A 412-nucleotide genomic window follows, 5' to 3' on the forward strand; every position below is an offset into this window, starting at 1 on the left:
TTGGAGTAAACGCCTGGAGCAGGGAAGATTCTTCTCGGACTGGAGCCAGATTCGCTCCTGTGAAACCGATTGGACCCATCTCAAACTTCTGCTGGAGGGCGTGGAACCGAAGTCCTTCAGGAAACGCTATTCCCGTCTGCCAGCCACCTGAAATCAGGGTGAAAATAGTTCATAAATATGCCCGAAAAATCAACATAACCGATTGATTAGTGGTACAATTATGTCATGTCAAAAGCCCTCGAAACCGCACAAAAACCCACCGACCAAGTCGCGGTTTTGATGGTCATCAATGCACGCCAACAGGAAGAAATCTCCCAGCTCAAAAGGCAACTGGAATGGTTTAGACGCCATCTTTTCGGTCAGAAGTCGGAACGCCGCAACCCCGACCTATACAGCCTCCAACTGGCCTTCA

The 412-nt window shown here is 49.5% G+C and carries 1 protein-coding gene; it reads left to right on the forward strand.

The window, feature by feature from the left end; all coding sequences use genetic code 11:
* Window positions 1-225: 225 nt before the first annotated feature.
* On the forward strand, window positions 226-412 hold a 187-nt coding region (locus IV91_RS18970; RefSeq protein ID WP_031599553.1), incomplete at its 3' end, for an IS66 family transposase.

The sequence above is a fragment of the Ferrovum myxofaciens genome (assembly GCF_000735045.1).
Classification (GTDB): Bacteria; Pseudomonadota; Gammaproteobacteria; order Burkholderiales; family Ferrovaceae; genus Ferrovum; species Ferrovum myxofaciens.